The sequence below is a fragment of the Rhizobium deserti genome (assembly GCF_004358025.1).
Taxonomy (GTDB): Bacteria; Pseudomonadota; Alphaproteobacteria; order Rhizobiales; family Rhizobiaceae; genus Neorhizobium; species Neorhizobium deserti.
This window is the reverse complement of the sequence record NZ_SMTL01000001.1, coordinates 300,329-326,322: the sequence shown is the minus strand read 5'-3', so window position 1 is coordinate 326,322 and position 25,994 is coordinate 300,329. Positions and strand designations below refer to the sequence as shown.

The following is a 25,994-nucleotide window of genomic DNA, read 5'->3' as shown; positions in this document are numbered from 1 at the left end:
GAGCATTGACGCGGAAAAGTTCGGCGGCTGACGAGAATTAGGCCGATCCACGCATGTGACAACCTAGTGCGCCTTCCTGGCCGCCCAGTCACGAGGAGTGTCCTGACGGCCCTATCTTCGGGAAACGAGGGGCATTTCCTATTATCGCCTTCTTCTGATTGTTCGGTAAACATGAACAGAGTTTAATCCGCTGCGGGCCGTCGCTGCCTTGCAAAAAGGCGGATAATCTGGTCAGTTGCGGCATGATATTCGATTTTGCATGCCTCCAACTTTCCTCTCTCTGGGAGCGCCTGCTCGGCGCCATCGGCGACACGACCGAAAGCTTGCTCGGACGGGTCGTGGAAGCGATCCGTACTACTTTCGAGGGCGACCCAGAAACAAGGCGCCAAGTATCCTTTTCCGTTGCCATTATCGCCTTGTCAGCCAAGATGGCCAAAGCGGACGGCATCGTCAGTGAGGCGGAAGTCAAGGCATTCCAGCAGATCTTCGATTTCCCGGACGAAGAAGCGCGCAATGTCGCGCGGCTTTATAACTTGGCGCGGCAGGATGTGGCGGGCTTCGAAGCCTATGCTTCCAAGCTGGCGGGTTTATGCAGTTCGGGTGTGAGCCAAAACTGCCCGATGCTGGAAAACGTCGTGGACGGGCTCTTTCACATCGCCAAGGCCGATGGGCTGGTGCACGAGAAGGAATTGTCTTTCCTGGCCCGCATCGCGGAGATCTTCCGCATCGACGAACAGCACTTCCGCCGCATTATGGCGCGTCATGTTCACCTGGACGGTCGCGATCCTTATCTGGTCCTCGGCGTTTCGCCCCAAGATGATTTCGCCAAGATCCGCAAACATTACAGGCTTCTGATCTCCGAGCATCATCCGGACCGGTTGATAGCCCGCGGCGTTCCTGCTGCCCTCCATGCCGCGGCCAATGAGCGGATGGCGGCCCTCAATGCGGCCTATGCGGCAATTGCCAAAGAACGCCGCGCCGCATGATCTTTTTCGACGCCGATTACTCCGGCGCTTCGGTACAGCCGTCCCCCAACCACGGTGAAAGGGTAGGCGGCCGTCGGCCGGATATGATCATTCTGCATTATACGGGCATGCCCAGTGCGGAGCAGGCCCTTTCCTGGCTGTGCAACGAGCAGAGCCAGGTTTCCAGTCATTATTTCGTCCATGAGGATGGCAGGGTTTACCAGCTCGTGCCGGAGGACCGCAGGGCGTGGCATGCGGGCAAGAGCTGCTGGGCAGGCGAAGAGGATATTAATTCCTGTTCGATCGGCATTGAGATCGCCAATGCCGGCCATCCTGGCGGGCTTCCCCCATTTTCTAATGCGCAAATCGCCGCTGTCGTCGAATTGTGTCGTGAATGCGGCGAAAGGTGGAATGTTGCACCAGAAAGAGTGCTCGGGCATTCGGATGTGGCGCCAATCCGCAAGGTTGACCCGGGGGAAAATTTTCCCTGGCATAAGTTGTATATTGACCGGATCGGTCATTGGACCGATCCGACGGAAATCAGCGGTGGTCGCTTTTTCCAGTTGGGGGAAAGCGGTCAGCCGATAGAGGCCCTGCAGTCCATGCTGTCTCTTTATGGCTATCAGATTGATATTACCGGAATATTTTGTGAGAGAACAAAAGGCGTCGTGGAGGCTTTCCAGCGCCACTTCCGTCCTTCGCTCGTGGACGGGATCGCCGATTTCTCGACAATCGACACGCTTCATCGCCTGCTAAAGGCGCTTCCCCGATATAACCAGCGTTAACACTTCGAGAGCCGTTTGGTTCCGAGGAAGCAGCGCTTTTCTTGTGTTGCCACATCATCTCCTCATTAACTGGGTCTAAAGAGGATGGTTAACGCAGCGCCATGTAGGACGGGGTTGCAGAGATAAACGATCAGGTTTCGTAAAGATTTGCGCCGTCAATCCGGCGACGCGAAGTGAGGACGTCTGCGTATCGATGTCCGCGATCCTGTTGGTCCGGAGACAGACTAAATCCATGAAGAATCTGGCAGTTGCTGCCGCGATGAGCCTTGCCATGCTCGTCGCGGGAACCGAACTCGTGCGCGCTGAAGACGGCGGGGAAGTCACCACTTACACCAAGCCCTTGATCACGCCATGGGAGAGCCGCGAAACCGGCTTTGCCGCACCGACGGCAGAAGATCGCCGTCTCGTCCGCAAGCTCCATTACATGTCGCTGATCGCGAAATATGCGGATGAGTATGCTGTTCCTTTGGAGCTTGCGCAGGCGGTGATGCAGATCGAAAGCAATTATCGACCGACGGTGAAGGGCTCCGCAGGCGAAATAGGTCTGATGCAGATCAAACCGGCAACAGCCCGGCTGATGGGTTATGAAGGTCCGGATTATGGGCTTTATGATCCGGAGACCAATATTCGCTTCGGCATGAAATACCTGGCAGGCGCACACGAGCGCGGCGGCGGCAAGATTTGCGGCACGATCCTGAAATACAATGCCGGCCATGCGGCCAAGAAAATGAATCCTGTTTCGCAACGCTATTGCAACCGCGTGCAGGCGGTGCTGGAAACAATACAGCCTCCTGTTGCTGCGCCCGATACGGCGGAAATCTCGGTGGCGTTCGATCCCTATGGTTCGGCCTATATCGTCGCCAGCGCCATGGTATTTTGATTCCGCAGACCGACGGAACTGTCTTAAAGATAGAGCAGTTCGGTTAGCGGATCGGGAATAAGGTATGGCAGGTCGGTTCAAGTATATCGTCGTTGGCAGAGGCATGATGGGCGCAGCGGCTGCCCGCCATCTGTCGCAGTGGACCGACGGGGTCGCGTTGATCGGTCCCGGTGAGCCGGCGGATTACAGGCGCCATGAGGGCGTCTTCGCCAGCCATTACGACGAGGCACGAATCACCAGGACAATCGATCCCGATCCGGTCTGGGCGCGGCTCGCCCATCGTTCTATTGCCCGATACGGCGACATCGCCGCCGAAAGCGGCGTGGACTTCTATCACGAGGCGGGCTGCCTGATTGTCGGGCCGAAGCGGGGCGTCGGTCCTTCCTATGTGGGCGACGTACTCGATGCCGCGGGTCGGCAAGGTGTTTCGACCGAGACGGTAAGCGATCCGGAACTGGCGACGCGTTTCCCTTTCTTCTCCTTTCCTTCGGCCAGTGAAGGCGTTTGGGAGCCGGTCAAGGCCGGCCACATCAACCCGCGGCGCCTGGTGCAGGCGCAAACGCTGCTGGCAGAGCGCCAGGGCGCGACCTTGATATCCGAGACCGTTGCGTCGGTTCGCCAGCACGGTGACCGTGTCACGGTCCAGACTGCCGAAGGCAATACCTATTCCGGTGACCGGGTGTTGATCGCCGCCGGCGGTTTCTCCATCAATGAGGACTTGTTGGGGGCTCGGCTTGATCTGAGGGTTTTCGCACGCACGGTCGCCTTTTTCGAAATAGACGAAGCAAGCCTTGTAAGCATGGGGCAGGTGCCGTCGCTCATCTGGAAATGGAACGAGGAGCACGATGGCATCTATCTCCTGCCGCCGGTGCGGTACCCGGACGGCAAGATCTATATCAAGATCGGCGGTGATCCGGATGATCTGCCGCTGCCGACGGAGCCAGAGATCCGCGCCTGGTTCCGCTCCGGCGGCCGCGAAAGCACCCGAGCTCACCTTGACAACATCATGGCGCAACTGATGCCGGATCTCGATCTGTCCCGCTCCTCCATGGCGCCCTGCGTCACATCCTTTACGCCGACTGGCTATCCCGCCATCGCCATGACAAAGGCTGATCGAATCGGTGTTCTCACTGGAGGATGCGGTGCCGCCGCGAAAAGTTCGGATGAAATCGGCCGGCTCGGGGCCGAACTGATCTTCCATGGGCGTGTCATCGATGAGGCTTATCGCGCCGCAACTGATTTCCGTGCCAATTACCTCTGACCTATGGCTTTCAATTTGGATGTCGGTTATGGACCGCCTGCCAGTTGGCCGGGCAGCCGCGCTTCACCAATGCCGAAAGGCGGTGAGGTGAGGAAAGTCCGGGCTCCACGGAAACACGGTGCCGGATAACGTCCGGCGGGGGCGACCCCAGGGAAAGTGCCACAGAAAGGAAACCGCCCCGCTTTCTGATCCGCTCGTGCGCCGAGCGGCTGAGATAGCGGGGTAAGGGTGAAAGGGTGGGGTAAGAGCCCACCGCGCTTCTGGTAACAGCGGCGGCAAGGTAAACCCCACCGGGAGCAAGACCGAATAGGGATGACGCGAATCCTGGCGAAAGCCGGGATCACAGCCTGTTTCTGGGCCAGTCATCCGGGTGGGTTGCGTGAGGCGATGTGCAAACATCGTCCCAGATGAATGGCTGCCACGTTCCGCTGCTTGCATCGGAGCCATACAGAACCCGGCTTACAGGCCAACTGGCAATTTCTCCCATAGATTGTGTTCCTCGCTATGAGGCAGGTGAGAAGCGTGTGCCTTGCTGCTAAAGTGACAGATGCGCATATATAAGGTTTCACGAAAAGGTATGTTGTCTCGGTAGCTTACCGGGTGACCTCGGTCCGTTTACGACCGCCTGCGGAGGCAGTGCCTCCACCGATGACGGTAACTCTTTGTTAAACTTAACAGCTTATAAATAAGTCCTGTTTGGGATTGGCTAGCGGGGCTTCTCCCATTGACGCCCATTTGGTCCCATGATATCCCAAAATCGCACTGCACAAGGGCGAAGTTTCGCCCGCCAATCCCAGAATTTCGGTCCTGCGGCCGGGCGGTTCACCGTTCAACCGGATGGCGAAGCTGTGTTTGGGGTGGTGCTGTTGGGCGGGAAATTTTCCGTCTTCAACCTTAATGGAGCGGATGTTTGGCGTGATGAGCCGCTTCCTGTCGAATGCGACGAACAAGGTGGATGCGAAGGGGCGGGTTTCCGTCCCGGCGAGCTTCCGTTCGGCGCTTTCGGAGCGAGGGGTCCAGGAGCTTTATTGCCTCCAGGATTTCATCTATCCGGCGATCAGCGTCGGCGGCCCGGATCTGCTCGATCGATACGAGAAGCAGATTTCCTCCGTCGATCCTTTTTCTCCGGAAGCAAACAGGATGTCGCTGCTGGTTCATGGCGGCGGCGTTTTCATGAGGCTCGACGCGGAGGGCCGGCTGATGGTCACGGATTTCATCCGCGACTTCACGGGAATCAGTTCGGAAGTCACCTTCGTGGGACGCTCGGATCATTTTCAGCTTTGGCGGCCGCAGGCGTTTCACGAGGCGCAGGCGGCAGCGAGAGAGGGGCGCTTGGGTTTGCGTCCCGCCTAAGACAGGGGAACGGGATGGTGACGAATCCAGGCGAGGCGACGACCGAGCCCGAAGGCGGACCGGTTCGTCACATCCCGGTTCTCTTGGCGGAGGTGCTTGAGGCGCTTGTGCCCGAGCCGGGCAAGGTTATTCTGGACGGCACTTTCGGAGCCGGTGGTTATACGACCGCCATCCTCGATGCAGGAGCGGATGTCGTGGCGCTCGACCGTGACCCCACCGCCATTGCCTCAGGGCAGGCGCTCGTAGCGCAGTATTCCGGCCGCCTCTCGCTTGTCCGGTCGCAGTTCTCCAAGCTCGCCGATCATGCGCCGGAAGGCGGGCTGGACGGTGTCGTGCTCGACATCGGCGTTTCCTCCATGCAGATCGACGAGGCGGAACGGGGCTTTTCGTTCCAGAAGAACGGGCCGCTCGATATGCGCATGTCGAAGCACGGAGTATCTGCTGCCGATGTCGTTAATCATGCCAAGGTCAGCGATCTCACCCGGATTTTCGGGTTTCTCGGCGAAGAAAAGCAGCCGGGCCGCATCGCCCGCGCCATCGAGAAACGCCGAGCATCCGAAGCCTTCGCCACCACGCGCGAGCTAGCCAACCTGATCGAGACGGTCAATCCGCGCAAGGCCAAGGACAAGATCCATCCCGCTACGCGTGTCTTCCAAGCGTTGCGCATTTTCGTCAATGACGAGCTTGGCGAGCTTGCGCAGGCGCTGTTTGCCGCCGAGCGGGCTTTGAAGCCAGGCGGCCGGCTGGTCGTAGTCACCTTCCATTCCCTTGAAGACCGCATCGTTAAGCAGTTCTTCGCCGATCGATCCGGCAAGGCTTCGGGCTCGCGCCACCTTCCTATGGTCGAGGCCAAGGCTGCGATTTTCCAGCCGATCGGCAGATCGATGATCAGCGCCAGCGAGGCTGAGGCGGAAATCAACCCGCGCGCTCGCTCGGCCAAGCTTCGCGCAGGCATAAGAAGCGATGCTCCGCCAAGATCGGCAGACATGTCGATCTTCGACCTTCCGGATCTCGCCAGCCTTGCCAAGATGGGAGCCTAACCATGCTCAGAAGCTTCGATCTGGTTTTGATCGGTATCATGACGGCAACGGCCGTGGTGACCTATACGATCAAACACAAGGCGGACGAAAAGCTTGCCGAAGTTCGACGTTTGGAGACGGAGATCAAGCTGGAGAAGGATACAATCGATCTGTTGAAGGCCGACTGGGCGCTTCTCACGCAGCCCAACCGACTGCATCGGCTGATCAATGTCTATAATGCGGAACTTGCATTGGCTGCAACGGAACCCACGCAGCTCGCCATGCCCAAGGAACTTCCGATGCCGAAGGCGCAGCTTCCGCAGCCTGAAACGACGATCGAAGACATCATCGCTGGCAAGAATAGTGAGGTCATGGCGGCTCTCAAGGGCGTCGAGGCGGCTAAGGCCAAACAGCCCGTGAAAAAGCCAGTGTCTTCTGCCCGCCGCTCTTCCGTCGATGTTATTCCTACCGGATCGGTGAAACGCTGATGTCCTTCCTGTCGCGCGTCATGGTTTTGAAGAGCCGAGCTCATTTCTCCGCCGGCGGACGAGGTCTCTCGAGCGAGCAGACCGCATCTTTCGAAGGGACCCGCAAGCGCAAGTCGGCGCAGGCGAAGAACCGCGTCGGTCTTTTGATTGCCGGCTTCACCGTCTTCTACTGCGTCATCGGCGGTCGCCTAACCCAATACGGCATAGCGCAGCCCGAAGTCACTTCCAGCATACTGCCGGCCGATCGTCTGCTTGCGTCGCGTCCCGATATCGTTGACCGTAATGGCGAGATCTTGGCGACCGACATCCGCACCGTCTCCTTGTTCGCCGAGCCGCACAAGATCGTCGATCCGGATGAAGTAATCGAGAAGCTGTCGACGGTTCTCAACGACCTGGACGTCAAGTCGACATATTCGAAACTCAAGTCCAATTCCCATTTCCAATGGCTGCGCCGCCAGCTTACCCCGAAGCAGCAGAGCCAGATCCTCGCTCTCGGCATTCCCGGCATCGGCTTTCGTCCTGAAAAGCGCCGCTTTTATCCCGGCGGGGCGACGGCGGCCCACATTGTCGGCTATGTCAATATCGACAACCGGGGCGTCTCCGGCATGGAGCGTTATATCGATAGTCAGGGACTGGCGGATCTGGCCTCTGTCGGCATGACTTCGGATCAGCCGCTCGAGCCTGTCAAACTGTCGATCGATCTGCGGGTGCAGGCAATCGTGCGCGACGTGGTGGCGAGCTCCATCGGCAAATATCACTCCATCGGCGCTGGTGCAGTCGTCATCGACGTCCATACCGGGGAAATTCTCGGCATGGCCTCGGCACCTGATTTCGATCCTAACGATCCGAATGCCAATGGCCCCGAGGGTTGGATGAACCGCATGACGAACAGCACGTTCGAAATGGGATCCACCTTCAAGTCCTTTACGCTGGCCATGGGTCTGGATCATAAGAAGATATCGCTCAACGACATGGTTGATGCGCGGTTCCCGATCCGCATCGGCGGCTTCACGATCAAGGATTTCCACGGCAAGGGCCGGTTCCTCAGCATTCCGGAAGTTTTCCAGTTTTCCTCCAATATCGGCACCGCCAAGGTTGCTGATGCGGTCGGCATTGCTGATCACAAGGCATTCCTCACCAAACTTGGCCTTCTCAGCCGCATGAATACTGAACTTCCAGAAGTCGCTATGCCCAGCCAGCCGCGCGAGTGGAAGAAGATCAATTCGGTCACCATCTCCTTCGGACATGGCGTGTCTACCACGCCGCTTCAAACGGCGGTTGCCGGTGCGGCACTGGTGAATGGGGGTGTGCTGCATCCGCCGACATTCCTGCCGCGCACAGAGGAGCAGGCAGCAGAAATAGCCACGCAGGTGATGAACCCTTCGACAAGCAAGGATATGCGTTATCTGTTCGAATGGAACGGTGCCAAGGGTTCTGGCCGTAACGCGCGTGTCGATGGCTTTGATGTCGGCGGCAAGACCGGCACGGCAGACAAGGTGGTCAACGGCCGCTATGCTCACGACAAGAACTTTAACGCTTTCCTAGCTGCCTTTCCAATGAGCGATCCTCGTTATGTGGTTCTGAGCTTCTCGGATGAGCCGAAGACGGACAAGGGCAATGGCGCAGCGCTCGCAGCGACCTCTGCTGCCCCCATGGTCAAGGAAATCATCAGCCGAGCCGCGCCCATTCTCGGTGTAAAGCCGAAATTCGGCAATGACGGCTCTGCCCTGCTTGTGTCTTATTGAGCGACGAGAAGCGGGCGGGACGATTCGTGAGATCCGCTCGGAAATGGGATGACAAGTGATGAAACTGCGAGATCTGGCCGGACATGATTTTCCGGAGTTGGCCGAACTGATGCAAGGTACGGCCGGTGACCTCGAAGTGACAGGGATTTCCTCAGATAGCCGAAAGATCCGTCCGGGAATGCTGTTTGCCGCTTTGGCAGGCTCGAAGGCCGATGGTTCAAGCTTCGTCGGCGATGCGGCTGCGCGTGGTGCGATTGCTGCGATCGCCGCTCATCCGGCGGATGCAGGTATACCGGTGCTCGTCGTTGCCAATCCGCGCCGGCTGCTGGCGTTGGCTGCCGCCCGCTTCTATGGCGCACAGCCACAGACTATGGTGGCCGTGACGGGGACGGCGGGCAAGACTTCCGTGGCATCTTTTACGCGTCAGATCTGGGCCCATGCTGGTTATGCTGCCGCGCAGATCGGCACGACCGGCGTCATTTCGCCCAGCCGCAATGATTACGGCTCCCTGACGACCCCGGATCCGGTCGACCTGCAAAAACTGCTGGCGGAACTGGCCGGCGAAGGTGTCACCCATGCCGCCATGGAAGCGTCGAGCCACGGTCTCGACCAGAGCCGGCTGGACGGCGTGAAATTATCCGCCGCCGCCTTCACCAATCTGGGCCGCGACCACATGGACTACCATCCGACGGTCGAAGATTACATGGCTGCCAAGATGCGCCTGTTCGACACGCTGATGCCGAAGGGGGCGCCGGCGATCATCTTTTCCGACGACGAGTGGGCCGGCGAGGCCATTGGCGCGGCTTCCGCAGCCGGTCTCGATGTGCGCACGGTAGGACGCAAAGGCGATTACCTCTGCTTGAAGCGGGTCGAGCATTTTCGGCATAAGCAGATGGCGGAAGTGCATGTCGGGCAGGAAATATTCGAGGTCGATATTCCGCTAGCCGGTGATTTCCAGATTGCCAATGCACTAGTTGCCGCGGGGCTTGCCATGTCAACCGGAGTTGCCGCTTCCTTGGCCATGGCGGCACTCGAAAATCTGGTCGGCGCTAGCGGAAGGCTGGAACTGGTCGGCCAGACAAAGGCCGGCGCGCTCGCCTATGTCGACTATGCCCACAAACCCGATGCGCTTGAGAAGGTGCTGGCCTCCGTTCGTCCTTTTACGACGGGTCGCGTGATCGTCGCATTCGGATGCGGCGGCGACCGCGATAAGGGAAAGCGGCCGATCATGGGCGACGTGGCGACTCGGCTGGCGGATGTGGTCATTGTCACAGATGACAATCCGCGCTCCGAGGTGCCGGACGTGATCAGGTCAGAAATTCTCGCCGCCGCGCCTGGGGCCCTGGAGATCGGCGATCGTGCCGAAGCCATTCGCAAAGCGGTCTCGATGCTTCAGGCAGGCGATACACTGATCGTGGCCGGCAAGGGGCATGAAGAGGGTCAGACGGTGGGCTCGACGGTCCTGCCGTTCTCCGATCATGTGGAATTGCGCAAGGCACTTGAGGAGTTGCAGTCGTGAGCTGGTTATGGACTTCCCAGACTATGGCGGCCGTCATGGATGGACGGCCGATTGGCATGCTTCCCGAAGGCGTCAGTGGAATTTCCATAGACAGCCGTTCGGTCAAGCAGGGGGAAGTCTTCTTCGCCATCAAGGGTGATCGCGTCGACGGCCATGATTTTGCGAGCCTCGCGATCGCCAATGGTGCGTCCTTGCTCGTGGTCAGCGAAGGCAAGTTGCCGGCACTCGGCCGGCTCACCGTGCCGATGATTGTTGTCGAGGATGTGCTCGCAGCGCTGGGCAAGCTGGCCGTCGCTGCGCGCGAACGCAGCCAAGCACGAATCATCGCGATTACCGGCTCAGTCGGCAAGACGACGACCAAGGAAATGCTGCGACATGTGCTGGCGCCATCGGGCAGGGTTCATGCGGCGGTAGCCTCCTTCAACAACCATTGGGGCGTGCCCCTGACTCTGGCCCGCATGCCGGCCGAAACGACGTTTGGCGTCTTCGAAATCGGCATGAACCATGCCGGGGAAATTCGGCCGTTGGTGCAGATGGTTCGTCCGCATGTGGCGATCATCACGACGATTGCCGCAGCGCATCTGGGGCATTTCAACAATCTGGAAGAAATTGCAGCCGCCAAAGCGGAGATCTTCGAAGGCCTGGAGCCGGGTGGAACCGCGATCCTCAATCGCGACAACAAGCAGTTCGCGTTCCTTGAAGAGCAGGCGCAGGCAACGGGCGTTTCGCAGATCCTCACCTTCGGGCAGCACGCCAAGGCCGATTTCCGGCTGGCCGATTTCGAAGGCAATGCGGAAACGTCGACCATTTGGGCGGTGCTCAACGGCGACACGACCGAAGTGCATATCGGTGCACCCGGCCGGCATGTGGCTGAAAACGCCATGGCAGTCCTTGGCGCTGCCCTTCTGGTCGGAGCCGATATGGCGCAGGCCGGGGCGGCTCTTGCCGAACTGAGGGCGGTCAAGGGGCGCGGCGAACGGCATCGGCTCGGGATCGGCGAGGGTCATCTGACGCTGATTGACGAAAGCTATAACGCCAATCCGGCCTCGATGCGGGCGGCGATCGCGCTTCTGGCCGCAACCACGCCGGAACTGACAGGGCGCCGGATTGCAGTCCTGGGTGACATGCTGGAAATGGGCGAGTTTTCACAGCAGGTGCACGAGGAACTGGCCGGGCCTCTACTGGCCGCCGGCATAGAGCATGTCTGGCTTGCGGGACAGGAAATGGCAGCGCTTCGGGATGCGCTTCCTGACAGCGTCAATGTGGAATATCGCGAAACGACGGCAGAGCTTCTGGATCATGCTGTCAGCTCCGTCATCCCAGGCGATGTGTTGATGGTAAAGTCGTCACTTGGTCTGGGCTTCGGCAAGATCGTCGCTGCGCTTATTGACAACTATCCGCCATTTGCCGACACGGATCGCCAACTTTGAATCCTATGCGGCTTGAGAAAGGGCTTTCATGCTGATCTGGCTTGTCGAACTGGCGGATGAACTGCAGTTTTTCAACCTGTTCCGGTACATTACCTTCCGGACTGGCGCCGCCCTCTTTACGTCAGCCCTGATCGTCTTCCTGTTTGGGCCGAAGATCATCGATTCGCTGCGCGTGCGCCAGGGCAAGGGCCAGCCGATCCGCGCCGACGGCCCTCAGACCCATTTCAAGAAGGCTGGAACCCCGACCATGGGTGGCCTGATGATCCTCGCTGGGATCGTTGGCGGCTCCCTGCTTTGGGCCGACCTTTCCAATATCTACGTGGTGGCGACGCTGCTGGTGACGCTCGGCTTCGGCGCCATCGGCTTTTATGACGACTACCTGAAGGTGACCAAGCAGACGGACAAGGGCTTTTCCGGCAAGGCTCGTCTCGGCATAGAATTTGTTATAGCCGGCATCGCCGTGTTCTTCATGATGCGGCTGGCCATGGTGTCGGAGCCGTCGGCCAATCAACATCTGGCCACCTCAATTGCCTTTCCATTCGCCAAGGATTTCCTGATCAATATCGGCTATTTCTTCATCCTGTTCGGCGGCTTCGTGATTGTCGGCGCCGGCAATGCCGTCAACCTGACGGACGGTCTCGACGGGCTTGCCATCGTTCCAGTGATGATTGCCGCCGCATCCTTCGGCGTGATCGCCTATCTCGTCGGCAATGCAGTGTTTGCGGGCTATCTGCAGATCAATTTTGTGCCCGGCACCGGCGAACTCGCGGTGATCATGGGCGCAGTGATCGGCGCCGGTCTCGGATTCCTGTGGTTCAACGCCCCGCCGGCAGCAATCTTTATGGGCGACACCGGTTCGCTGGCCTTGGGAGGATTGATCGGCTCGGTTGCCGTCGCCACCAAGCACGAGATCGTCATGGCCATCATTGGTGGTCTGTTCGTGATGGAAACCATGTCGGTCATCATTCAGGTCGGCTTTTTCAAGATGACCGGCCGCCGCGTCTTCCTGATGGCGCCGATCCATCATCATTTCGAAAAGCTCGGCTGGACCGAAAGTCAGGTCGTGATCCGGTTCTGGATCATAGCCGTTGGCCTCGCCATGCTCGGCCTGTCGACGCTCAAGCTCCGGTAGGCGGCGATGATACCGGTCACCACTTTCAAAGAATGCCAGGTCGCTCTCTTCGGCCTCGGCGGATCAGGACTTGCAACTGCCAAAGCGCTTGTTGCCGGTGGTGCGCGGGTGACCGCTTGGGATGATAATCCCGACAGCGTCGCCAAGGCAAAGGCTGCGGGCATTCCAACGGCAGACCTGAAAACCGTCGACTGGTCGGCGCAGGCAGCCTTCATTCTCTCTCCGGGAGTGCCGCTCACGCATCCGAAGCCACATTGGACAGTGGAACTTGCGCGTGCCGCTGGCGTGGAAATCATCGGTGACGTGGAGCTGTTCGTGCGCGAGCGCCGCGTGCATGCGCCCGATTGCCCCTTCATTGCCATCACGGGGACAAACGGCAAATCCACGACCACCGCCTTGATTGCCCACATCTTGAGATCGAGCGGCCGCGACATGCAGCTCGGTGGCAATATCGGTACGGCGGTCTTGACCTTGGAGCCGCCTAAGGCCGAACGCTACTTTGTGGTGGAATGCTCTTCCTACCAGATCGATCTGGCTCCGACGCTCAACCCGACAGCCGGCATCTTGCTTAACCTGACTCCGGATCACCTAGATCGCCACGGGACGATGCAGCATTATGCGGAGATCAAGGAAAGACTGGTGGCTGGAGCCAAGACCGCCATCATCGGCGTGGACGACAGCCACAGCGCCTTGATCGCCGACCGGGTGGAACGCGCCGGCGTCAAGGTTCGCCGCATATCCAACCGGTCCGTTGTTGCAGACGGTCTTTACGCTGACGCTTCCCGGATATTCGAGGCGCAAAGTGGGGCATCGTCCTCACTGGTCGATCTCGACGGCATTCAAACGCTGAAGGGGAGCCATAACGCTCAGAATGCCGCCGCCGCGATTGCTGCTTGCCTTGCCGTCGGAGTTTCGCAGGAGGAGATCCGCGTAGGGCTGCGCTCGTTTCCCGGTCTCAAGCATCGCATGCAGCCGGTCGGGCGCAGGGATCAGGTGGTCTTCGTCAATGACTCCAAGGCCACTAATGCGGATGCCGCTGCACCTGCATTGTCCAGCTATGAGCGGATCTATTGGATCGCCGGTGGTCTTCCCAAAGAAGGCGGCATCGCAAGCCTCGCACCACTCTTCCCGCGTATTGTGAAAGCCTATCTGATCGGAGAGGCGGCGCCGGCATTTGCGGCAACGCTCGGCCAGGCCTCGAAATATGAGATTTCGGGTTCGCTTGAAAAGGCGGTTGCACATGCTGCTGCCGATGCCGCGGGCGATCCTGCGCCGTCTGTGGTCATGCTCTCGCCGGCCTGTGCAAGTTTCGATCAGTTCAAGAATTTCGAAGTCCGTGGAGATGCCTTCGTGGATTTCGTTGCCGCACTGGATGGCGTCACGATGTTGATCGGGACCGGAAAAGGAAACTGAAGATGGTAAGCCGCGCAGACCGTGGGCCGCTCGCAGACTGGTTCTGGACGATCGACCGCTTCTTTCTCGCTGCCTTCGTTCTGCTGATGGGCATCGGATTTATGCTGTCGTTTGCCGCGTCTCCTGCGGTCGCGCAGCGCATCGGCCTGTCGGACTTCCACTTCGTCGAGCGCCACGCGGTCTTCCTGATACCGTCGATCATTGTGATGATCGGTCTATCCTTTCTCAGCCCGCGTCAGGTGCGCCGCACGGCCATCATGCTTTTGGCTATCGCACTCGGGCTAATGGTGCTGGCGCTGTTCTTCGGCGTTGAAGTCAAGGGCGCGCGCCGCTGGATCGGCGTTGGTGCCTTGTCCATCCAGCCGTCCGAATTCATGAAGCCTGCCTTCGTTGTTGTGTGTGCCTGGCTGTTTGCCGAGCATGCCCGGCAACCGGAGATTCCGGGCAATCTGTTCGCCATCATCCTTTTCGGCATTGTTGCAGCGCTGCTTGTTGCACAGCCTGACCTTGGGCAAACCATCCTGACGAGCGTCGTCTGGGGGGGCATGTTCTTCATGGCCGGCATGCCTTGGCTCTGGATCGTGCTTCTCGGCGGCGTCGGCGCCGGAGGGCTGCTAGCCGCCTATTACATGCTGCCGCACGTGACTGCGCGTTTTGATAAGTTCCTGACCGGCGAAGGGGACCGCTTCCAGGTCGAGACGGCCCATGAGGCAATCGTACGGGGGGGCTGGTTCGGCCAGGGGCCGGGCGAGGGAATGGTCAAGCGCATCCTTCCCGACAGCCATACGGACTTCATTTTTTCGGTAGCGGCCGAGGAATTCGGCATCGTCTTCTGCATGGCGCTGGTGCTGCTTTTTGCCTTCATCGTACTGCGCGGCCTCAACCACGCCTTTAAGGAACGTAACGACTTCAACCGTTTCGCCGTCGCAGGACTGGTGCTGCAGATCGGCATGCAGTCGATGATCAATATCGGTGTCAATCTGGAGTTGATGCCGGCGAAAGGCATGACGCTCCCATTGATATCCTATGGCGGATCGTCAATGATCGCCATTTGCGTCACGGCGGGCTTCATCCTGGCGCTGACGCGTCACCGGCCGGAAAAACGGGCACAGGAGCGCAGCCTCTTTCGCGTGACCGCCGGCATCCCGGCGGAGTAGGACATGACCAAAGGCATTATTCTGCTTGCCGCCGGCGGGACAGGCGGTCATTTGTTTCCGGCCGAGGCGCTGGGGCACGAGTTGAAACGGCGTGGCTATTCGGTGCATCTGGTCACTGACAGCCGCGCCGAACGTTTTGCGGGCAAGTTCCCGGCCGATGACATCCATGTCGTACCGTCTGCGACGCTCGGTTCGAAAAACCCGCTCGCGCTCATTCGTACCGGGTGGAAGCTGTGGACGGGACTGCGCGCCGCGCGCCGTCTCATCGCTCGCCTGAGACCGATCGCCGTCGTCGGCTTTGGGGGGTATCCAACAGTGCCGCCGCTCATGGCCTCGACCGCCATGGGCGTGCCTTCCATGATCCACGAACAGAATGCCGTCATGGGCCGCGCCAACAAGGCACTGGCCAAGCGGGTGCAGGCGATCGCTGGCGGCTTTTTGCCGGAGACGGAAGGACCGTTTGCAGCAAAAACCGTGACCACCGGCAATCCCGTGCGGCCGGCCGTCCTGGAAGCTGCGAATGTCGCCTATGCGCCGTCGCGCGGCAGTGATCCTTTCCGGCTCGTCGTGTTCGGCGGCAGCCAGGGCGCGCAATTCTTTTCATCGGCTGTTCCGACGGCACTCAGCTTGCTTGATGCAAGCGAGCGGGAACGTCTCGTGGTCACGCAACAGGCCAGGCCGGAAGACCAGGGGCGGGTGAACTCCTGCTTTGCCAAGCTCAAATCACCGGTGGATGTTTCGCCCTTCTTTGCCGATATGGCCGAGCGGCTTGCCATGGCGCATCTGATCATCTGCCGTTCCGGCGCATCGACGGTGTCGGAGATCGCGGTCATCGGCAGACCGTCCATTCTCGTGCCTTATCCATACGCGCTCGACCACGACCAGGCGGCCAATGCGGCAGCCCTGGTTGCGACGGGCGGAGCTCAGGTCGTGCCGCAATCGGAACTGTCACCCGATCGACTGTCGTCCATGATTTCGGCGGCCATGAAGGAGCCGGAGCGACTGGAGAAAATGGCCATTGCAGCCAAGCAGGCCGGTCACCCAAATGCGGCCATCGCGCTGGCGGACCTGGTCGAAGCCGTGGCTCAACGTCAATCACCAGCAGCGTTTAAGGGAGTAAAGGCATGAAGATGCCGAAGGCCATCGGGCTTGTTCATTTCATCGGCATCGGTGGGATCGGCATGAGCGGCATTGCCGAAGTGCTGCACAATCTCGGTCACAGCGTTCAGGGCTCGGATCAATCCGACAGCGCCAATGTTCAGCGTCTGCGCGACAAGGGCATCCCGGTCTTCGTGGGCCATGGGCCGGACAATCTCGGTGATGCCGAAGTCGTCGTGGTCTCGACGGCCATCAAGAAGACCAATCCGGAACTGATCGCCGCGCGTGAAAAATCGCTGCCGGTCGTACGCCGCGCCGAAATGCTCGCCGAGTTGATGCGTTTCCGAAATGCCATCGCCATCGGCGGCACGCATGGCAAGACGACCACGACTTCGATGGTCGCAGCGCTTCTGGAAGCCGGCAATCTCGATCCGACCGTCATTAATGGCGGTATCATCAATGCCTATGGCACCAATGCCCGCATGGGCGCAGGTGAATGGATGGTGGTCGAGGCCGACGAATCGGACGGCACTTTCCTCAAGCTTCCGGCGGATGTCGCGGTCGTCACCAATATCGATCCGGAGCATCTTGATCACTACGGCAATTTCGACGCGGTACGTGCAGCTTTCCGCCAGTTCGTCGAAAACGTTCCTTTCTATGGCTTCGGCGTGCTTTGCATCGACCATCCGGAAGTGCAGGCGCTGGTCGGTCGCATCGAGGACCGCAAGATCGTCACCTATGGCGCCAATCCTCAGGCCGATGCCCGGTTTTCCAACATCCGAATGGAAGGCACGAAATCGATCTTCGACGTGGAGATCCGTCGGCGCCGGACCGGCCGCGTGTTCACCTTCAAGGACCTGACGTTGCCGATGCCGGGCCGTCACAATATTTCCAATGCGACCGCGGCGATTGCCGTTGCGAACCGGCTTGGCATTGCAGAAGAAGACATCCGCAAAGGCCTCGCGGCCTTTGGTGGGGTCAAGCGTCGCTTCACCTTGACCGGTACCTGGAACGGCGTGTCGATCTTCGATGACTATGGGCACCATCCGGTCGAGATCAGCGCCGTGCTGAGGGCTGCGCGCGAGGCGTGCCAGGGCCGCATCATCGCGGTGCATCAGCCGCATCGCTACAGCCGTCTATCGAGCCTGTTCGAGGACTTCGCAAACTGCTTCAACGATGCCGACAGCCTCATCCTTGCGCCGGTCTACGCCGCCGGCGAGGAGCCAATAGAAGGAATCGACTCGGAAGCACTCGTTTCTCGCATCAAGTCCGGCGGCCACCGCGATGCACGCTATATCGCTTCGCCGTCCGAACTGGCTCCGATCATTTCCGGCATTGCGAAGCCGGGTGATTTCGTGGTTCTTCTAGGAGCTGGGAACATTACCCAGTGGGCAGCTATATTGCCAAAGGAACTTGAGAGCATTTCAGGACAGTGAGAATGAAACAGGTGAACGGGGAAAAGCTGCTGGCGTCACTCGGTGACGGCGTCAAGGAATTGCGCGGACGTTTGACCCCAGATGCGCCGATGGACCGGGTCACCTGGTTTCAGGCGGGTGGTCTCGCCGAACTGATGTTCCAGCCACATGACGTCGACGACCTGGTCACATTCCTGAAGCTCCTGCCACAAGACGTGCCGCTGACGGTCGTCGGTGTCGGCTCCAACCTGCTCGTGCGCGATGGCGGCATTCCCGGTGTGGTGCTGCGCCTTTCCGCCAAGGGTTTCGGCTCCGTTGATCTGGCGGGGGAAAACCTCATCCGTGCAGGCGCCATCTGCCCCGACAAGCACATTGCCGCCATGGCTATGGACAACGGCATAGGCGGCTTCGCCTTCTACTACGGGATTCCGGGATCGATCGGCGGTGCGCTGCGCATGAATGCCGGAGCCAACGGTGGCGAGACCGCTGAGCGGGTTGTGGAAATCCATGCGGTTGACCGCAAGGGCAACAAGCACATCCTCTCCAAGGCCGACATGGGCTACAGCTATCGGCATTCCTCCGTACCGCCGGATCTCATTTTCACGCATGCGGTCTTCGAAGGATATGCGGAGGACAGGGCCAAGATCCGTGCCGACATGGATGCGGTCCGCCAGCACCGTGAGACGGTGCAGCCGGTGAAGGAAAAGACCGGTGGCTCCACCTTCAAAAACCCCGAAGGACATTCGGCCTGGAAGGTGATCGACGAGGCCGGATGCCGTGGGTTGATGAACGGTGGCGCGCAGATGTCTGCGCTGCATTGCAACTTCATGATCAACATTGGTCACGCCTCCGGCTACGATCTTGAATATCTAGGAGAGACAGTCCGCCAGCGTGTCTTCGAGCACTCCGGGATCAAGCTGGAATGGGAAATCAAGCGTCTGGGCATCTTTATGCCCGGCCGCGAGGTCAGACCCTTCCAGGGTGTGACGAGCGATTAGCCATGGAGGACGCCGAGTTTCTTGAAAAGGAAGAACGGCGTCTGGTTCTGGTCGGAAACGAGCGGCGCAAGCTCCTGGCCGGAGCGCTGGACCGTCTTTCGACTGCCTTCGTTGCTGTAGGCGTGCTCGGGCAAATCCTGTCTCTCGGCCCGGCATCCGCCAACATAAGTGCGTTGATGACGATGATGGGTTAGATTTCCGGCGCCATCACACTACATTGGACGGCACGCCGCGTTCTTGGAGGACTAAAGGTATGACCTCGCAGGAATTCTTTTGGTACGTATTTCCGTGGGTCGTTTCCGCAATCGGTGGAGGTTGGCTCGTCTACGATTACTACAAGAACCCGCATCGCCGTTGACGGAAAAATCCGATGATGTCAATGGAAAGCCCGCGAGACCAATGGCTTCGCGGGCTTTCTTGTTATTCCGATTTCATCTGATCCGGATCAGACTTCGTTTTTCCGCGACAGCAGGATGCAGGCAAGGGTGATCAAGGCGGCGACGCCGAGATAATAGCCCACATAGGTCATGCCGTAGTTGGCCTGCAGCCATGTGGCGATATAAGGGGCCAACGAGGCGCCGAAAATCCCGGCCAAGTTGAAGGTGATCGACGAGCCGGTATAGCGGACCGCGGTCGGGAAGGGCGCGGCAAGTGCCGTGCCGATCAGTCCGTAGGTCATGCCCATCAGCATCATGGCTAAGACAACGAACAGGAAGATCGTGCCTTCGCCATTGGTCATCAGTGCCGGCAGGAAAAACGAGAATATACCGATCAGCACCGTCGTCAAAATAAGCATCTCGCGGCGGCCGAAGCGCTCGGCGAGCTTGCCGATCACCGGAATGAAGATACCGAACACGACGGAGCCGAGGAGCTGCACCTCCAGCGCATCCAGGAACGGCATCTGCAGCACCTTGATGTTGTAGGAGAGCAGGTAGGCAGAACCGATGTAAAACAGCACGAAGGTCGCCAGGGCAACGAATGTGCCAAGGGCGAGGCTGCGCTTGTGATGGCGGAAGAGTTCGGCAACCGGTACGGCGACCCGTTCGTGGCTGTCGATCGTCTTTTGGAAAGCCGGCGTCTCGCTGATCGACAGACGAACCCAGAGGCCTACAGCAATCAGGATGATCGAGGCGAGGAACGGGACGCGCCAGCCCCAGCTGAGCAGCGCTTCCTGGCTGATGAAATGCAGCAGGATCCAGAAGACGCCCGACGACAGGAAAAGGCCGAGCGGCGCGCCCAATTGTGGGAACATGCCGTACCAGCTGCGCTTTCCAGGCGGTGCGTTTTCGGTTGCGAGCAGGACGGCACCGCCCCATTCGCCGCCCAATCCAAAACCTTGGCCGAAACGGCACAGCGCCAGAAGGAGCGGTGCGAGAACGCCGATGGAACTGTAAGACGGCAGGAGCCCAATGACGACGGTGGAAATGCCCATTGTCAGCAGAGCAGCGACTAGGGTCGTCTTGCGGCCGACGCGATCGCCAAAATGACCGAAGACGACGGCGCCCAGCGGCCGCGCAAAAAATGCGATCGAGAAGGTCGCAAAGGAAGCCAGAAGTGCGGTGGTCGGATCGTTGTTCGGGAAGAACAGGGTCGGGAAGACCAGGACCGCAGCAGTGGCATAAACATAAAAGTCGAAGAACTCGATCGTCGTGCCGACCACGCTGGCCGTCAGAACGCGTGCAGGGGAATTCAATGCACCGGGCGCTAACGGCTCAGCAGATGGCGACGCGGAGGGGGTCGCGTTACTCATGCTGATTCCAATTCATGATGTTTGACAAGGCTCTCAAGAAGGGCCTGGTTGGCCATATCGCAATTTTCGGGCGACTAAAACTCTAAAACCGCAACAAAACTGATAATTTCTGCGGTTGGCGCTAACAGAATTACGCCGGGATTGAAGGCTGCATTCGCTTGAGCATCGATGGTCTCCACTGCGGACGAACCAGCGCGTTAACTTTTCCTACAAACGAATTGCTGATGTTTCTCAGTAACTTGGGACTTCCGATTAAGGAAAGTAAACGTTTTGTTAACCATTTCGGTGCACTAATGCTCGGGTAATCGACGAGCAGCGGAATCATCGGTTGCAACAAGCTTGGCGCAAGCGCCGGAACGTAACCTGAAGCCCTTTTTGTGGGAGTGGTTGATGAGAAACAAGCATGTGGCTGTTTTGATGGGGGGATTTTCCTCCGAGCGGCCCGTTAGCCTGTCTTCGGGCAATGCTTGCGCCGACGCCCTGGAAGCCGAAGGCTACCAGGTGTCGCGGGTCGATGTCGGTCGTGATGTCGCCGCTGTTCTCTCCCAGTTGAACCCGGATGTCGCTTTCAACGCTCTGCACGGGCCTTTCGGCGAAGATGGCACGATCCAGGGTATTCTCGAATATCTCGAAATTCCCTATACCCATTCGGGCGTTCTCGCGTCCGCTTTGGCGATGGACAAGCATCAGGCCAAGCATGTCGCTCATGCTGCCGGCGTGCCGGTGGCTGAGGCGAGGGCGCTTCATCGCATGGAGATCGGCAGCGAGCATCCAATTGCTCCGCCTTATGTCGTTAAGCCTGTCCGCGAAGGCTCCTCCTTCGGGGTTGTCATTGTTCGTGAGGATCAGTCTCATCCGCCGCAGGTCATCGGTTCCTCCGACTGGCGCTATGGCGACCGGGTGCTGGTGGAGCGCTACATTTATGGCCGTGAGCTGACGTGCGGCGTCATGGGCGATGTCGCGCTGGGTGTGACCGAAGTTCTGCCGACCGGCAATGCCTTCTATGATTATGATGCGAAATACGCAGCTGGCGGCTCCAAGCATGTCATTCCTGCGCAAATTTCACCGAATATTTACCAAAAAGTCCAAACATTCGCGCTGAAGGCGCATCAGGCGATGGGCTGCCGGGGCGTCAGTCGCTCGGACTTCCGTTACGACGATCGGTTTTCTGAAGACGGTGAAATTATCTGGCTGGAGATCAATACTCAGCCAGGGATGACCCCCACATCGCTGGTGCCCGAAATGGCTGCGCATGCCGGTCACGGTTTTGGCGAGCTTGTCCGTTGGATGGTGGAGGATGCTTCGTGTTCGCGTTGATAGGCAAAAAGGCGGGTGACCCGCGCAGCCGTTCGCATGTCGCTTACCTCGGCGCTGAAGATCGCCGGGTTCTGCCGCGGCCGTTGCGGCGGATGGTCAGATTCGGCGTCAGCCTGGCAACCGGCCGCATCCACATCCCCGGACATACGGGAACCTTTGCGACCTTTGGCTTTCTTTCTGCGGTAGGTCTCTATGGCATGTCTCTTGGCGGTCACGCTCAGGACGTTGCGCAGGCGACGACGGCTGCTGTCGGTTTCGCCATTGAGGATGTTCGGGTGTCGGGCAATGGCGAGACGTCCGAGATCGACATCTTGCAACTGCTGGGTCTCGACGGCACAACCTCGCTGGTGGCGCTTGATGTCGACGCCGCTCGCCGTAAGCTGTCCGGTCTCCCCTGGGTTCAGTATGCCGAAGTGCGCAAGGTCTATCCGCGCACCATCGAGGTCATGCTCAAGGAGCGAGAAGCCTTCGGCGTATGGCAGCACGGGTCGGAACTGTCGCTGATCGAGCGCAATGGCAGCATTATCGCGCCGCTGCGTGACAGCAAGTTTGCGTCGCTGCCGCTGTTCGTCGGTCGTGATGCCGAGACCGCGGCGGCTTCCTTCGTTGACCAGATGGCCGCCTGGCCGGACATCCGGTCGCGGATCCGCGCTTATGTGCGGGTCGCCGGACGCCGCTGGGATGTGCATCTCGACAACGGCGTCGTGCTCAAGCTGCCGGAAGCCAACATTGGCAACGCGCTCGCCGTCATGGCGCGGTTGGAAAAGGAGCAGGGCATCCTGGAGCGGGATATCGCCGCCGTCGACCTGCGTCTCGAGGATCGAACGACGGTGGAACTCACCACCGGTGCTTCCGAGCGCCGCAAGGATGCGCTCGAGGCGCGGACCAAGGCATTGAAGAAGGCGGGGGAGCAGTCGTGAGCGTTTTCGGTTCCTCTCATTCTGGGTCACCTCGCATGAAGCCGCTGTCCTCCAAGCGAAGCCACGTCGTATCCGTTCTTGATATCGGCTCGACCAAGGTCGTCTGCATGATCGCCCGGCTGACGCCGCGCCAGGAAAGCCAGGTTCTGCCGGGCCGCACCCACAATGTGGAGATCATCGGCATCGGCCATCAGCGGTCGCGCGGTGTCAAGTCAGGCGTCGTCGCCGATCTGGATGCAGCCGAAAGCGTCGTGCGTCTGGCTGTCGACGCTGCCGAACGCATGGCCGGCCTGACGGTCGACAGTCTGATCGTCAATGTTTCTGCCGGCCGCGTCGCCAGCGACGTCTACACCGGCACGATCGATCTCGGTGGCCAGGAAGTTGAAGCGGCGGATCTTAAGAAAGTTCTTTTTGCCGCCACCCAGCAGTCGCTGCGGCAGGACCGAGCGATTCTTCATTCACTGCCCACCGGCTTTTCGCTGGATGGCGAACGCGGCATTCGCGATCCGCTCGGCATGTTCGGCGATTTGCTCGGTGTCGACATGCATGTGGTGACGGCCGAACGCGTAACGCTGAAGAACCTGGAGCTGTGCATCAACCGCGCGCATCTGTCGGTCGAGGGCATGGTTGCGACGCCCTATGCCAGCGGCCTGGCTGCTCTTGTGGACGACGAGGTCGAACTCGGCTGCGCCGCGATCGACATGGGCGGCGGCACGACGACGATTTCGGTTTTCGCGGAAGGCCGGCTGGTCCACACCGACGCCATCAGCCTCGGCGGCCATCACGTGACGACGGACTTGGCCCGCGGGCTTTCCACCCGCATCGAGGATGCCGAGCGCATGAAGGTCGTGCATGGATCGGCGCTGGCGAACGGCGCCGACGAGCGCGACATGATCTCCGTTCCTCCCATCGGCGAAGACGATCGCGATCAGCCGACACAGGTTCCGCGGTCACTGGTGACGCGCATCGTGCGCGCCCGTATCGAAGAAACGCTCGAGCTCATCCGCGACCGAATTCAGAAGTCCGGCTTCAGCCCGATCGTCGGCAAGCGCGTCGTCCTGACCGGTGGCGCCAGCCAGCTGACCGGGCTTTCCGAAACGGCGCGTCGGGTGCTCGCTCGCAATGTCCGGATTGGTCGGCCCATGGGGATTTCCGGTCTTCCCGCGGCGGCCAAAGGTCCGGCCTTTTCGACGGCTGTCGGCCTGATGATCTATCCGCAGGTGGCAGAACTGGAAACGCACGCTTCGCAGGGCGGGCTGATTGGTTCGCTCGGTAACAGTAATGGCCGGCTGGCCCGTGTGGGGCAGTGGCTGAAAGAGAGTTTTTGATCGGGCGGCCACAAGCGCTTCGGATCGAAGAGTTGAAATGGATTGGCCAGCTCGGCAATGCGGCCATAGAAAGAAGGAACAGGTACAATGACCATCAAGCTGCAAAAGCCTGATATTACCGAGCTGAAGCCTCGGATTACCGTGTTTGGCGTCGGCGGCGGCGGTGGCAACGCTGTCAACAACATGATCACGGCTGGGCTGGAAGGCGTCGATTTCGTTGTCGCCAATACCGATGCCCAGGCGCTGACCATGACCAAGGCCGAGCGTATCATCCAGATGGGCGTGCAGGTCACAGAAGGTCTCGGCGCCGGCTCGCAGCCGGAAGTCGGTCGTGCAGCCGCTGAAGAGTGCCTCGATGAAATCATCGACCATCTGCAGGGCACGCATATGTGCTTCGTCACCGCCGGCATGGGTGGCGGTACGGGCACCGGCGCTGCTCCGGTTGTCGCCCAGGCTGCCCGCTCCAAGGGCATCCTGACGGTTGGCGTCGTTACCAAGCCGTTCCACTTCGAGGGTCAGCGCCGCATGCGCCTTGCCGAAATGGGCATTGCGGAACTGCAGAAGTCGGTCGATACGCTGATCGTCATCCCGAACCAGAACCTCTTCCGCATTGCCAATGACAAGACGACGTTCGCGGACGCCTTCGCCATGGCCGACCAGGTTCTTTATTCGGGTGTTGCCTGCATTACCGACCTGATGGTCAAGGAAGGTCTGATCAACCTCGACTTCGCCGACGTTCGCTCGGTGATGCGCGAGATGGGGCGCGCCATGATGGGCACTGGCGAAGCCTCCGGCGCAGGTCGCGCCATGCAGGCAGCCGAAGCCGCGATCGCCAACCCGCTGCTCGACGAAACTTCCATGAAGGGCGCACAGGGCCTGCTGATCTCCATCACCGGCGGTCGCGACCTGACGCTGTTCGAAGTCGACGAAGCGGCAACCCGCATCCGCGAGGAAGTCGATCCGGAAGCCAACATCATTCTTGGCGCTACCTTCGACGAATCGCTTGAAGGCATTATCCGCGTTTCCGTGGTCGCAACCGGCATCGACCGCGTCGCCGCAGATGTCGATCTGCGCGCCGCCGAAATGCGGGCTGCCCAGAAGCCGATTATCCGTTCTTCCGCGGCCGTTGCTTCGGCTCCGGCCGCAGTTCAGCCTGCCCCAATGATGCAGGCACCCGTCATGCAGGCACCAGTCATGCAGGCACCCCGCGCGGTGGATCCGATCGCCGAAACCATCCGTCAGGCGGAAGCCGAAATGGAACGCGAATTGGCGATTGCCGAGCCGCAGCATTCGGTCGCGGCACCGCAGCCGGTCATGCCGCAGCCGGAAGAAACCTTCCGTCCGCAGAGCCGTCTGTTTGCTGCCTCCGCTCCGGTTGAGCCGCAGGCCGCACGTCCGGCTCCGGCACCGCAGCCTGCTCCTGCACACCACATGCAGCAGGCCCAGCCAGCTCCGGTCATGAGCCAGCCGGCACCACGGATGGCCCAGCCGATCTATCGTGAGGCGGCTGCTCCGTCGGTTTCGCCAGTCATGGAACCGGTCCGCATGCCGAAGGTGGAGGATTTTCCGCCGGTCGTGAAGGCTGAAATGGATCACCGCAGCCAGCCTGTACAGCATGTGCAGGAAGAACGTGGCCCAATGGGACTTCTGAAGCGGATCACCAACTCGCTTGGTCGCCGCGACGAAGACGACATTGCTCAGCCGGAAGCCGCGGCCCCCGCTCCGGCGCAGCGCCGTCCACTTTCGGCCGAAGCCAGCATGTACGCGCCGCGTCGTGGCAACCTCGATGATCACGGGCGTGCCGTACCTCAGACCGCTCATCACGAGGACGATCAGCTGGAAATCCCGGCCTTCCTGCGCCGCCAGTCCAACTGAGTTACAGACCGTCACTAATTGTGAATGTGGCCCGGATCTCCATATCCGGGCCTCGTTCGTTTAGAACGGGAAACGGCGCAGCAATGCTGCAAAGACTGATTTGAAAAATTACCATTGTCTTCAATGGTTTAGGGCGCTCTCTACAG

General features: G+C 59.9%; 22 protein-coding genes and 1 other RNA gene. 22 read left to right on the top strand and 1 reads right to left on the bottom strand.

The window, feature by feature from the left end:
• Window positions 1-242: 242 nt before the first annotated feature.
• The 18 genes from E2F50_RS01685 (at window position 243) to E2F50_RS01600 (ending at window position 18,852) form a co-directional block, all read left to right on the top strand.
• Window positions 243-986 carry a J domain-containing protein gene (locus tag E2F50_RS01685; protein WP_161973948.1) on the top strand — a complete coding sequence of 248 codons (744 nt, stop codon included), beginning with the start codon at window positions 243-245 and terminating at the stop codon, window positions 984-986.
• The gene (locus E2F50_RS01680; protein ID WP_133314327.1) at window positions 983-1,750 is read left to right on the top strand and encodes an N-acetylmuramoyl-L-alanine amidase; all 768 of its coding nucleotides are present in this window, start codon (window positions 983-985) and stop codon (window positions 1,748-1,750) included. Before E2F50_RS01685 ends, E2F50_RS01680 begins: the two co-directional genes overlap by 4 nt.
• A 232-nt stretch (window positions 1,751-1,982) precedes the next feature.
• Window positions 1,983-2,630 carry a lytic transglycosylase domain-containing protein gene (locus E2F50_RS01675; protein WP_133314326.1) on the top strand — a complete coding sequence of 216 codons (648 nt, stop codon included), beginning with the start codon at window positions 1,983-1,985 and terminating at the stop codon, window positions 2,628-2,630.
• A gap of 64 nt (window positions 2,631-2,694) precedes the next feature.
• Window positions 2,695-3,891, top strand: a complete 1,197-nt coding sequence (locus E2F50_RS01670; RefSeq protein ID WP_133314325.1) for an NAD(P)/FAD-dependent oxidoreductase — start codon at window positions 2,695-2,697, stop codon at window positions 3,889-3,891.
• A 40-nt stretch (window positions 3,892-3,931) separates the two neighbouring features.
• An RNA gene (gene rnpB / locus E2F50_RS01665) (RNase P RNA component class A) lies at window positions 3,932-4,369 on the top strand.
• 428 nt (window positions 4,370-4,797) lie between these two features.
• Window positions 4,798-5,244, top strand: coding sequence for a division/cell wall cluster transcriptional repressor MraZ (mraZ, locus tag E2F50_RS01660; protein WP_133314324.1), 447 nt, complete (start codon window positions 4,798-4,800; stop codon window positions 5,242-5,244).
• A 14-nt stretch (window positions 5,245-5,258) separates the two neighbouring features.
• Window positions 5,259-6,284 (top strand): 16S rRNA (cytosine(1402)-N(4))-methyltransferase RsmH, encoded by a 1,026-nt coding sequence (gene rsmH / locus E2F50_RS01655; RefSeq protein ID WP_133314323.1) that lies wholly within the window; start codon window positions 5,259-5,261, stop codon window positions 6,282-6,284.
• A 2-nt stretch (window positions 6,285-6,286) separates the two neighbouring features.
• Window positions 6,287-6,751, top strand: a complete 465-nt coding sequence (gene ftsL / locus E2F50_RS01650) for a cell division protein FtsL (RefSeq protein WP_133314322.1) — start codon at window positions 6,287-6,289, stop codon at window positions 6,749-6,751.
• Window positions 6,751-8,496 carry a peptidoglycan D,D-transpeptidase FtsI family protein gene (locus tag E2F50_RS01645; protein WP_133314321.1) on the top strand — a complete coding sequence of 582 codons (1,746 nt, stop codon included), beginning with the start codon at window positions 6,751-6,753 and terminating at the stop codon, window positions 8,494-8,496. The genes ftsL and E2F50_RS01645 overlap by 1 nt, the downstream gene beginning before the upstream one ends.
• 58 nt (window positions 8,497-8,554) lie before the next feature.
• On the top strand, window positions 8,555-10,015 hold the full coding sequence (locus tag E2F50_RS01640) for a UDP-N-acetylmuramoyl-L-alanyl-D-glutamate--2,6-diaminopimelate ligase (RefSeq protein ID WP_133314320.1): 1,461 nt from the start codon (window positions 8,555-8,557) through the stop codon (window positions 10,013-10,015).
• Window positions 10,012-11,445: a UDP-N-acetylmuramoylalanyl-D-glutamyl-2,6-diaminopimelate--D-alanyl-D-alanine ligase gene (locus tag E2F50_RS01635; protein WP_133314319.1), complete on the top strand. Its 1,434-nt coding sequence runs from the start codon at window positions 10,012-10,014 to the stop codon at window positions 11,443-11,445. Before E2F50_RS01640 ends, E2F50_RS01635 begins: the two co-directional genes overlap by 4 nt.
• A 28-nt stretch (window positions 11,446-11,473) precedes the next feature.
• Window positions 11,474-12,577 (top strand): phospho-N-acetylmuramoyl-pentapeptide-transferase, encoded by a 1,104-nt coding sequence (gene mraY / locus E2F50_RS01630; protein ID WP_133314318.1) that lies wholly within the window; start codon window positions 11,474-11,476, stop codon window positions 12,575-12,577.
• A 6-nt stretch (window positions 12,578-12,583) separates the two neighbouring features.
• Window positions 12,584-13,990 (top strand): UDP-N-acetylmuramoyl-L-alanine--D-glutamate ligase, encoded by a 1,407-nt coding sequence (murD, locus tag E2F50_RS01625; protein ID WP_133314317.1) that lies wholly within the window; start codon window positions 12,584-12,586, stop codon window positions 13,988-13,990.
• Between the two features lie 2 nt (window positions 13,991-13,992).
• On the top strand, window positions 13,993-15,147 hold the full coding sequence (gene ftsW, locus E2F50_RS01620) for a putative lipid II flippase FtsW (RefSeq protein WP_133314316.1): 1,155 nt from the start codon (window positions 13,993-13,995) through the stop codon (window positions 15,145-15,147).
• Between the two features lie 3 nt (window positions 15,148-15,150).
• Window positions 15,151-16,275, top strand: coding sequence for an undecaprenyldiphospho-muramoylpentapeptide beta-N-acetylglucosaminyltransferase (gene murG, locus E2F50_RS01615; RefSeq protein WP_133314315.1), 1,125 nt, complete (start codon window positions 15,151-15,153; stop codon window positions 16,273-16,275).
• The gene (murC, locus tag E2F50_RS01610) at window positions 16,272-17,681 is read left to right on the top strand and encodes a UDP-N-acetylmuramate--L-alanine ligase (protein WP_133314314.1); all 1,410 of its coding nucleotides are present in this window, start codon (window positions 16,272-16,274) and stop codon (window positions 17,679-17,681) included. Before murG ends, murC begins: the two co-directional genes overlap by 4 nt.
• Window positions 17,682-17,683: 2 nt before the next feature.
• Window positions 17,684-18,658 carry a UDP-N-acetylmuramate dehydrogenase gene (gene murB, locus E2F50_RS01605; protein WP_133314313.1) on the top strand — a complete coding sequence of 325 codons (975 nt, stop codon included), beginning with the start codon at window positions 17,684-17,686 and terminating at the stop codon, window positions 18,656-18,658.
• A gap of 2 nt (window positions 18,659-18,660) precedes the next feature.
• Window positions 18,661-18,852 (top strand): hypothetical protein, encoded by a 192-nt coding sequence (locus E2F50_RS01600; protein ID WP_133314312.1) that lies wholly within the window; start codon window positions 18,661-18,663, stop codon window positions 18,850-18,852.
• A 251-nt stretch (window positions 18,853-19,103) separates the two neighbouring features.
• On the opposite strand, the gene E2F50_RS01595 is transcribed toward E2F50_RS01600, so the two are convergent.
• Window positions 19,104-20,408 carry an MFS transporter gene (locus E2F50_RS01595; protein WP_133314311.1) on the bottom strand — a complete coding sequence of 435 codons (1,305 nt, stop codon included), beginning with the start codon at window positions 20,406-20,408 and terminating at the stop codon, window positions 19,104-19,106.
• A 390-nt stretch (window positions 20,409-20,798) separates the two neighbouring features.
• Between E2F50_RS01595 and E2F50_RS01590 the strand changes: the two genes are divergently transcribed.
• From E2F50_RS01590 to ftsZ, 4 genes are all read left to right on the top strand, one after another.
• Window positions 20,799-21,725 carry a D-alanine--D-alanine ligase gene (locus tag E2F50_RS01590; protein ID WP_133314310.1) on the top strand — a complete coding sequence of 309 codons (927 nt, stop codon included), beginning with the start codon at window positions 20,799-20,801 and terminating at the stop codon, window positions 21,723-21,725.
• Entirely contained in the window at window positions 21,713-22,645 is a 933-nt protein-coding gene (locus E2F50_RS01585) for a cell division protein FtsQ/DivIB (protein ID WP_133314309.1), read from the top strand. The genes E2F50_RS01590 and E2F50_RS01585 overlap by 13 nt, the downstream gene beginning before the upstream one ends.
• Complete coding sequence (gene ftsA, locus E2F50_RS01580) at window positions 22,642-23,973, top strand: cell division protein FtsA (RefSeq protein ID WP_133314308.1); 1,332 nt, start codon at window positions 22,642-22,644, stop codon at window positions 23,971-23,973. The genes E2F50_RS01585 and ftsA overlap by 4 nt, the downstream gene beginning before the upstream one ends.
• An 87-nt stretch (window positions 23,974-24,060) precedes the next feature.
• Window positions 24,061-25,848, top strand: a complete 1,788-nt coding sequence (ftsZ, locus tag E2F50_RS01575; RefSeq protein WP_133314307.1) for a cell division protein FtsZ — start codon at window positions 24,061-24,063, stop codon at window positions 25,846-25,848.
• Window positions 25,849-25,994: the final 146 nt, after the last annotated feature.